Here is a 9,270-nt window from a genome sequence, read left to right as displayed (position 1 = left end):
AATTCCAAGCCGATGTTCCAGCCCTCATTCCCAATATACGCAGCAATCGGGGTATACCCATCCACCCCCTGATAGGTTCGACCCACTTCTTCCTTCCGGGTGTTGCTGTTGTCCATCACAAAGGTGTCGAGATCAACACAGACAAACCCCTTGTGGGGCGTAATCGGCGCATGGGTGGATTCCAGCAGGCGCAGGGTCAGTTCGTCCGTATGCTCACGCAATTCCCCAGCCTTGGCATCCAGCCGTTGACGCATCCAGACACTTCCTGGAACCTTGACCAACCCCAGGGATTGCTTGAAAAAACGATCATTGCGGAAAGGTTCGATCGCCTCGAAATCACTCTTGCCCAGACTCAACAGTCCAATCATGGACTTCACCACATCCGAGGTACGCATTCCTTGAGAAACCGGAAATTTGGGGTCGATCACCAGGTCCACCTGAGCGGCCTGACAGCATTGACCAATCAACGCCAATCCAGAATAAGAGGTCAGATTCAGTTTCTCGGATTGCCGGACTTCAAAGTGTGCCATGTTCGTTTGGGTGAAGAATGAATATGACTAATTATCTCATCAATTCAAACGGTTGTATATGTTTTTAAGGGTTTGGAACACGGATTCAGGACTACGCAAATCACCGTGAAACTTAGATAGAGCGACTGATTGGACGCGGTAACGCTGCTCACCACTTTGCGGCCCGGCGATGAATGCGTTTTTAAGAACGGCTTCGGCGCGTTCCGCCATGGATAAAAGCCATTGCAAACGGATTTTGTCGGGTTCGACGGATCCTACTTCCGCGTTAAGTTCATCAAAGAAACGGGAGTCTTCGGCTTGCTCGAATTGCTTGATAAATACGTCAACTTTCTGCTTGAGTCCTTTGGGCGTGCTTCTGCCTTCTTGTGGCTTGCCGTTATCAAATAGCATAGTAATTGATGCCTGTAACACGCTACTCATTTCATCGATCATCTTCACACGATATTCGGCTACTCTAGCTAAGACATCTGTCTGATTTTGAATAAGCATTTTTCGCACAGCAGAGGAAATGGGTATCCGCCGTTCATGGTAACCACCAGTTTTTCCTCCGCCTCGTGCAACCCCTTGCGCCAAAATTTCAAGGTCATTCGTTCCATCTGTGACAAAAATTTCCTGCGCAATTGGTTTGCTGTATTTACCGCAGAACAAATCAGCAGCGAGCTGATAATTAAATCCTTTCGCACTTATTGTCAGAGCCTTTTTCTCAGCGATGTCAATAGGCGTCCAAGGATCACCAGTGATCCCATTGCGCTCTTTCGCTGCGATTCGTTGAGCTTGGCTTCCTGTACCTATAGCCGATATGACGGAATTTCTTGATAACCGCAATCGAATACGACGACATATTTCAATATAGAAAGGGTCAAGGGCACCAAAACTTAGGCTGTCTGATCCATCCCAAGGTTTAAGCCAAACAAGCCCAATGCCTCCCTGATCTTTCAGCCCCATAATTTCAACTATATTTTCTCTTTCAACTAAAAGTTTTGAAACATCCCTACGCCATCTCTTTCCAAACCGTTGCTTGGATACGATACCCACTCCTGGACGGCTACCATACCCACTATTCATCCGAGAAATCCCAAATTTTCCTGAACCCATTGATCCTTCCTGAGTTTGCAGGCTAATCAATGCCATCACCCAATCATCCAACTCACCCCGTCGCATCCGAGCAACTTTCAGATCGTGGTTTTTAGAAGTTATCAGCATGTCTAATTCGTCAGGAGTGGCGATGGTCGTTTTGTCTTTTACCGATTTCCAATCGTCCACCTTGCCCCCCGGCACAGGAGCTTGCATAAAAGCGGGTTTGTCGTAGGGTGCGATCAAACACCACGCTTCGCCGTCCGGGTGTTCTGGCGTAAGTTCCAGCAGCGCGTCTTTCCATTCTTGTTCCGTTTCAAAAGGCTGTGCTTGCTCTGCGTGATGCAATGCCATGGCGGCGAGTTGCACCAAGAAGGCGTGCCACGGGTGGCGTTGGTGCGGGCGCAGCGCGGGAAAGTCGCGTACCTCGTCATGCGCCAGTGCGACAAACAATCCGGGCAGACTGTATTGCACGGGTTGTCCGCCATCCACCAGCCGGGCGCGTATCAACGGTTCATCGAGCAGGGAGTATTGAAGCGTCACGGCAGTCCTCCGGCATCAGAAATTCGATTATCCTTGAGGCGTTCCAGCCCAAGGCGGGTGTAGCGAAATTGCGCATCACCCAAGCGAAAGGTAATGCTTGTTTCGGTTTGGCTGGTGACCATTGGCTCTGTATCGGGCGACAAATTTCCGGGTAACAAGTGGTGACGGACCGGCAACTCCTTGAGGGGTTCACCGAATGGACCAGTAAGCGCGGGCTCAAAGCGTAGAATGCGGTCTTGTGCCCCAAGGCGAGTAGCAATTTGCACATCGTTGGGGAATTCCTGTTCGCCGAAGGTTTGCTCAAAATCCAGCGCCTGCAAACGCGCAATGGTTTGGCGTGCGCCCGTATCGCCTTCGATTTTCTGCCCCAAGGTTTGCCATAGTTCCCCTTTGGCGACTTGGATGCTGTCCAATATTTCAGGGTGTGTCGCAGCTTCGACAAGATAGCGATTGTCAGCAGGAATGGATACAACAGGGCGTTCGGCAAGTAACGCCCGCGTCGCTTCCAGCATGCGCAGATCGGCGTAGACCCCCCCGCCATTATGAAATATTCCCAAGCCATGCTTAGATCTGTCAACCAACGGGTCGAGATCATGTCCTGCCGGAGTCAGTACCCATGCTTTTGCAGATTGAAATTCCTCGGGTCGTTCCTGCGCTTCTCGTATGTGACGATGCAAACGTCCGACTCGCTGCAACAACACATCCATCGGACACAGATCTGTAATCAGAATGTCGGCATCTATATCAAGACTCTGCTCCAGTGTTTGCGTACCCACCACAATAAGCGGCCCAAGTGGGCGTTGTTTGCCAAGTTGCGCTTCAATGGCTTTATCCATGACGGGACGATCTTGCCGACTAAATCGACTGTGGTGCAGGGTGGCGACCTTGTTGACAGTGAATAACCAAGCCTTATCGGGAATACTTCCCTCAATAGCCGCGAGCGTGGCGATAGCTGCAGGTACAGTGTTGCGTATCACCAGCACTTTTGCCCCAAATTTGGCTGCGGATATCGCCATGTTTGCGATCTTGTCCGGTGAATCAATAATGTCATACGCCGTCCAAGCCACCGTTTTGTTGTTACCCGTCGCCGCAACGACTCGCGTTTGTTTCTGATCAGAAATAGCCGGATAAGGAATGGCACACGCCGCCTCAAAGGTCATGGATCTGGTTTGCGGTCTTTTCGCCTTAGGCGCAAGCGCAAGATAACGATTACGCGCACTGGAGCCAAGCGTTGCAGAAAGCAACAACGCCTGCCCACCATTATTCAGATGCGCTTTGAGCAGATGTTCCAATAACACTGTCATATAGGGATCTGAGGCATGAACCTCATCCACCACCAACAGACTGCGCGACAACATGGCATGACGTAAGTGGGCGTGGCGCACCTGCAATGCGCCAAGCAAGGCTTGGTCAATAGTGCCAACGGCAACCGGTGCCGCAAGAAAACGCTTGGCAGATTCGGCTGCCCAACGCTGCGGAGCTTTTTCATCATCAAGAATGTCTGACCACAGTACCTTAAAGTTGGGCAACTGACTGACATCACCGCCATCGGCATTTACATAACCAGGCAACGCGCGAATGGTGAGCGGCGATTTTTCTGGCCACATATTTTTGATGGCAGATTGAACACGGTTATAAACCTGCGAGGCGGCGACGCGGGTCGGTAAGGCAAAATACAGGCTGTCCACCGCGCCTACACTGAACAAATGTACAAACCGCCATAACGCGGCCTCTGTTTTTCCGCTGCCTGTTTCCGATTCAAGTATCACCAGCGGCCCGAGATTGTCGTCACTCATTGCCTCCTGAATAGGACGTGGCCGCGAAATGCCGAAAACATTTGAAAAGGTGGGCGAGCGTTTGTTCAGATTACCGCGCCAATCCTCAGCATCCAGGCCTATGACGGCGATGGCCTCTCGCGCTTTTTTCTTGGCGGTAACAATTCTATCCTCATCTTTTTCAGAGAACGGGAAAAACCTTGTATCCGATCCCAACCAGTCGGCTAATTGCACCAAACCGGCAAACAAGTGCCCAAAGGACGGTGCATTTGGCAGTGGCTTGCCCTCTAATTCAAATGCTTTCGGGAAAATTGTCTCTGCATGTTCGCCAATGCTTTTTAGTACAACGGCAGGATCATAAGCATCGGCCACTTGTTTCCAGATATTTTTATTCCAATCGCCCGGATGATCATTAAGCGGGCGACCATGATGACTGATGCTGGCTATCAGCAGCGGCTCGATTGCATCGCCCCACGCACAAATTCTTTCGATTAATTGTTCAATCGGTTGTCGAGCCAGGGTCTCATAAAAAAGTTTTATTGCCTCAATGCCGTGCCCCGCATGATTCGGCCACTCAAGAGGGATGTCCTCTTTGTTTTTCCATCGTTTAGCCTGAAATCCACTGTTCGCTTTCCCAATATCATGCAAGAAAACAAGCACCGAGAGGCGCGCAATGTCACGCTCATCCAACTCCCTGCCCGCCGCTTTTTCCATAGAGCGACGAATCGAACGACAAGCGCTCAGGCATTCAAAGCAAACAGCCACATCAATCATGTGATCGACCAATGGGTGCCAATCGCTAACAACGCCAAAATCATCGCGTTCAAGTTTTCCAAATGCACACAGGGGTGGTATCAAAATTTTTTATGCCCCTAAACTATTTTAGTTTGATAGCAACATTCGTCAGGCACGTATTGAGCATGCGCAGTGGCAACTCAGCCTTTCTTTCGCATTGGTTGGACCGATAGCAGAACTCATCGAGATATTCTGGCAGACACCCGGACGGTAACCCAAACACCTCATAAGAGGAATGCTAACTCATTTCGTGAGCAAATGAACCATGAATTTATTTGAGAGCATCCAAAATCGCAACCAGAGCGATTGCGTTTATGCAGAACACCACGAACCTATCAGGGGGGTCGAAAGGTAAAGACCATCGCCATCGTGGTAACTCACCGTGGTAAATTTATTACCATGGTCTATCTACGCTTGGATGCAATGGGATGCCACTGGACCGTAATTTCAGTTGATTCACTGTAATTACATGGCGTTATGGATGTTTCCGGACAACTATGGATGCCGGGTTGGCGGAAGCGGTGAGATTCGAACTCACGGATGGTTTCCCATCGCTGGTTTTCAAGACCAGTGCCTTAAACCGCTCGGCCACGCTTCCGTTGGTTGGGAACGAACCGCTGGAAAAAACAGGTTCGCTTTTCAGAGTGCGCTAGGATACCACGCTCCTCCCCCACTTGTGGTATCTTTACCCCGTCCCCATCTGATGGACGGGAGGAACGGAGCAGGAATGGATCTTGCAACTTCTTCCCTCCGGCGTTGTCCTAGTGGGGCAAACCCTGAATACAGGGGATTACTGAAGGAGTCTGATACCATGCAACGAGAGTACAACATCTATAACCAGGCAGGCCAACTGGATTCGCTGCAACACCGTGTGCTGCGAAACACTTACTGGTTGCTGGGCCTGTCCCTCATTCCGACGGCCGTTGGCGCCCTGGTGGGCCTCAATCTGAGTTTCGCCTTCATGGCGGCCAGCCCCATGCTGACCAGTCTGTTGTTCCTGGGAGCCATCTACGGTCTCTTTTACGCCATCGAGGCCAACCGCTACAGTTCCACCGGGATCTACCTGCTCCTGCTCCTGACCTTCGTCATGGGCGTCATGCTGGGACCCTTGCTTCAATTCACCCTGGCGTTCCGTAATGGGGCTCAACTGGTCTCGCTGGCCGCCGGAGGAACTGCCGCCGTGTTCTTCACCCTGTCGGCCCTGGCCAGCACCACCAAGCGCAATTTCACAGGCATGGCCCAGTTCCTGTCCGTGGGCGCCGTAGTCCTGATGGTGGCCGTGATCGCCAACCTCTTTCTGCAACTGCCTCTCTTTCAGGTAGTGCTGTGCGGCGCGTTCATGCTCTTCTCTTCACTGATGATCCTGTTCAACATCAGCGCCATCGTTCATGGCGGAGAAACCAATTACATCACCGCAACGCTGAGCCTGTACGTCAACATCTACAACGTATTTGTCAGCCTCCTGCAATTGCTGGGCGTATTCGGCGGGGATCGTCGCTAGTCGACCCCGCTTCCGGACAAGGGCAGGCCCGATGAAACGGGTCTGCCCTTTTTCTTGTCACTCCCGATCGAACAGGGCAAGAGATTCCACGTGGGCGGTATGGGGAAACATGTTGAACACCCCTGCCCCCTTCAGTCGATAGCCCTGCTGGTGCACCAGAACCCCGGCATCCCGCGCCAGGGTAGCCGGGCTGCAGGAAACGTAGACAATGCGCCGGGGCCCTCCGGCCCCAATCGCCTTGACCAGATTGATGGCCCCATCCCGGGGAGGATCGATCAACCATTTGTCCTGGCCCCCCCAACCCGCGACTGTGGATTCATCCACCTCAAACAAATTGGCGGCCTGAAATCGGGTGTTCTTCTCAAGTCCGTTATGCGCCGCATTCTGGCTGGCCCGCTGCACCAGATTCGGGTTTCCTTCGATCCCCAGGACCTGAGCCCCTCGCCGGGCCAACGCCAGGGAAAAATTTCCAAGACCGCAGAACAGATCCACCACCCGTTCTTCGGGTTGGGGATCCAGCAGGCGCACTGCTTTACCCACCAGCACACGGTTGACATCACCGTTCACCTGGGTGAATTCAGTGGGGCCAAAGGGAATTTCCACATCAAATTCGTCGAGCCGGTAAGCCAGGCCAGGTCGGTCGAGAGGATAGAAAGGGCGCGCCGTATCGGGCCCTTTGGTCTGCCACCAGAGTTGCACCCCATGCCGGTCCGCAAAGGTGCGCATCCTGACTTCGTCCTCTTCTGTGGGCGACTCCAGCAGGCGCAACACCAGAACCAGCAAGTCTTTGCTGTGCGCCACTTCGATCTGGGGCAAACGTTCGCGCACGGTCAGTTCCATGATCAGGTTGCGCAAAGGAACCAGAAGGGTGGACACAGCGGGGGGAAGAATGGCGCAGGAGTCCATATCCGCCACGAAACTGGAACGTTTCTCATGAAACCCCACCAACACCCGCCCTTTCTTGGCTACCCAGCGCACCGACAAACGCGCCCGCTGGCGATATCCCCAATCCGGACCCTGTAAGGGGCCCCACAGGGTATCGGGACGAACCTTGCCGATCCGCGCCAGATTGTCTTCGAGAATGCGTTGTTTGTAAGCAATTTGTGCGGCGGTATCGGCATGCTGCATGTTGCACCCGCCACAGTGCCCGAAATGGGGGCAACGGGGTTCCGTCCGACTGGGCCCCGGCACCAGGACCGAGCGCAATTCCGCCTGGTCGAAGTGGGATTTGCGGCGCTTGATTTCGGCGCGTACGGTTTCGCCCGGCAACGCCCCGTCCACGAAGACCACCTTCCCTTCATGACGCGCAATGCCGTGGGCCTCGTGGTCCAGGCCTTCGATCTGTAATACTGCCTCCATCCCTGCTTGTCCCTTTATTGCCAAAGCCCCTCAAGGGCGTGTCGTTTCAAGATCCACCAGATGCAAGGTACGTTGACCACGCTGACGATCCTCCACAAAATGGGTCAGCGCCTGAGTCACCGTGCGAAAGGCCAGGTCGGCCCAGGGGATCTCCGCTTCTTCAAAAAAACGCACCTCGCTGCTTTCCGGCGTGACGCCATGTTCAGGGCTGTCCATCCGTGCCCGAAAAAGGACATGAACCTGATTATGGGCGGCGATATTGATCACCGACATCAGATCCTCGATGGTCACCCGGGCCAGGGATTCCTCGAAGGTTTCGCGCGCCGCGCCCATCTGCAGGGTTTCCCCGTTCTCCATGAAACCGGAAGGCATGGTCCAGTAGCCTTCACGCGGGGCAATGGCCCGCCGGCAAAGCAGAATTTTTCTGTCCCAGACCGGGATGGCCCCCACCAGAATTTTCGGGTTACTGTAGTGGATGGTATGGCAACTGGGACAGACCTGACGAGGCAGGTGATCTCCCTCCGGAATCTGGGTCAGGACCCGCATGCCACAACTGGAACAGTAATTCATGCCAAAGCCATCCTCTTTGAAAGTGATAGAATGGGAACATCGCGTGCAAGCCTGACCTGGATCAAACCGGAAAGCTTGAGGCTTTCATAGAATGGTCCTTTGCCGCATACCCAGCCCACGAGTGGATCCATGATTACCCCCGATTTTAACCTATGCGCCCCTTATTAATGACAGTGTTGACACTTTTTTCTCTGACGGCATTGGCCTGCCGCGCAGAGGCGGAAGTCGTCATCGTGCTCAATTCGGGAGAAGGCACCATCACCCGCATCGATCGTCAGACCTATCAGCCCATCGATCACTTCTACGTGGGTCGCGAGCCCCATCACCTCATGAGTTTGCCGGACAACAGCGCGCTCATCGTGGCCGATGCCGTGAGCAACGATCTGGTCTTTCTGGACCCAAAGACGGGCGATATCCTGCGCCGTCTGACCCGCATCAGTGATCCCTACCAGATCGGATTCAGCCCGGACAAGCATTGGTTTGTCGCCAATTCACTGCGCCTGGATCGGGTGGATGTTTACGATGCCCGAGATTTTCATCTGGTCAAGCGCTTTGAGTTGGCCTCCATGCCCAGTCACATGGCCTTCAGCCCGGACAGTTCCACGGTCTTCGTCACCCTGCAGGGCAGTGACCAGTTGGCGGCCATCGACCTCCGGTCCCTCACGGTCAAGTGGGTCATTCCCATTGGAAAAACGCCTGCCGGCGTCATTCTGACCCCCGATGGAAAGCATCTTCTGGTGGGCATCATGGGACAGAATGAAGTTGCGGTGGTGGATTATAAAACCGCTCAGATCATCAAACATATTCCCGCAGGCAAAGGCACGCACAACTTCATGCCCGAAGGGGACGGACGCCACATCTTTGTCGGGAACCGTTCCGGAGATACCGTCTCCATCATCGATACGAAAACGCTCACCATCACCAAAACCTTTCCTGTCCCCGGCGGCCCCGATGACATGGAAGTCTCGGCAGATGGCAAGGAACTGTGGATCACCAATCGCTGGATTCGTCAGGTCAGCGTGGTGGACTTGTCCACGGATAAAGTGGTACGCACCATTCCCGTGGGAAAATCGCCCCATGGCATCTTCTTTGAGCATCACGCCGCGCGTCTGTAGGGATGATG

General features: G+C 53.5%; 7 protein-coding genes, 1 tRNA gene and 1 pseudogene. 2 read left to right on the top strand and 7 right to left on the bottom strand.

Annotated elements, in window-relative coordinates; genetic code table 11:
• From M6F29_RS02755 to M6F29_RS02735, 5 genes and pseudogenes are all read right to left on the bottom strand, one after another.
• Positions 1 to 530 (bottom strand): transposase family protein (locus M6F29_RS02755; protein ID WP_524537699.1); only part of this gene is annotated, 530 nt, incomplete at its 3' end.
• Between the two features lie 39 nt (positions 531 to 569).
• Positions 570 to 2,147: a hypothetical protein gene (locus tag M6F29_RS02750; protein WP_298157271.1), complete on the bottom strand. Its 1,578-nt coding sequence runs from the start codon at positions 2,145 to 2,147 to the stop codon at positions 570 to 572.
• A complete protein-coding gene (gene cas3, locus M6F29_RS02745; RefSeq protein WP_298157269.1) occupies positions 2,144 to 4,780 on the bottom strand; it encodes a CRISPR-associated helicase Cas3' in 2,637 nt (878 codons plus the stop codon). Before cas3 ends, M6F29_RS02750 begins: the two co-directional genes overlap by 4 nt.
• A 19-nt stretch (positions 4,781 to 4,799) precedes the next feature.
• Positions 4,800 to 4,934 (bottom strand): annotated as a pseudogene (locus M6F29_RS02740) (IS1595 family transposase); the annotation flags it as partial.
• A 293-nt stretch (positions 4,935 to 5,227) separates the two neighbouring features.
• Positions 5,228 to 5,315 (bottom strand) — tRNA-Ser (locus M6F29_RS02735).
• A 213-nt stretch (positions 5,316 to 5,528) separates the two neighbouring features.
• On the opposite strand from M6F29_RS02735, the gene M6F29_RS02730 reads away from it, so the two are divergent.
• Positions 5,529 to 6,218 carry a Bax inhibitor-1/YccA family protein gene (locus tag M6F29_RS02730; protein WP_297457082.1) on the top strand — a complete coding sequence of 230 codons (690 nt, stop codon included), beginning with the start codon at positions 5,529 to 5,531 and terminating at the stop codon, positions 6,216 to 6,218.
• Positions 6,219 to 6,275: 57 nt separating this feature from the next.
• On the opposite strand, the gene rlmD is transcribed toward M6F29_RS02730, so the two are convergent.
• Together rlmD and M6F29_RS02720 are read right to left on the bottom strand one after the other, a co-directional pair.
• On the bottom strand, positions 6,276 to 7,577 hold the full coding sequence (gene rlmD, locus M6F29_RS02725) for a 23S rRNA (uracil(1939)-C(5))-methyltransferase RlmD (protein ID WP_298157266.1): 1,302 nt from the start codon (positions 7,575 to 7,577) through the stop codon (positions 6,276 to 6,278).
• A gap of 30 nt (positions 7,578 to 7,607) precedes the next feature.
• Entirely contained in the window at positions 7,608 to 8,147 is a 540-nt protein-coding gene (locus tag M6F29_RS02720; protein WP_297478065.1) for an NUDIX hydrolase, read from the bottom strand.
• Between the two features lie 152 nt (positions 8,148 to 8,299).
• Here M6F29_RS02720 and M6F29_RS02715 point away from each other — a divergent pair, with 152 nt between their 5' ends.
• Positions 8,300 to 9,262 carry a YVTN family beta-propeller repeat protein gene (locus tag M6F29_RS02715; protein ID WP_297485258.1) on the top strand — a complete coding sequence of 321 codons (963 nt, stop codon included), beginning with the start codon at positions 8,300 to 8,302 and terminating at the stop codon, positions 9,260 to 9,262.
• Positions 9,263 to 9,270 lie beyond the last annotated feature (8 nt).

This window comes from Ferrovum sp., from assembly GCF_027317285.1.
In the GTDB taxonomy this organism is placed as follows: Bacteria; Pseudomonadota; Gammaproteobacteria; order Burkholderiales; family Ferrovaceae; genus Ferrovum.
This window is presented reverse-complemented; position numbering and strand designations above follow the sequence as displayed.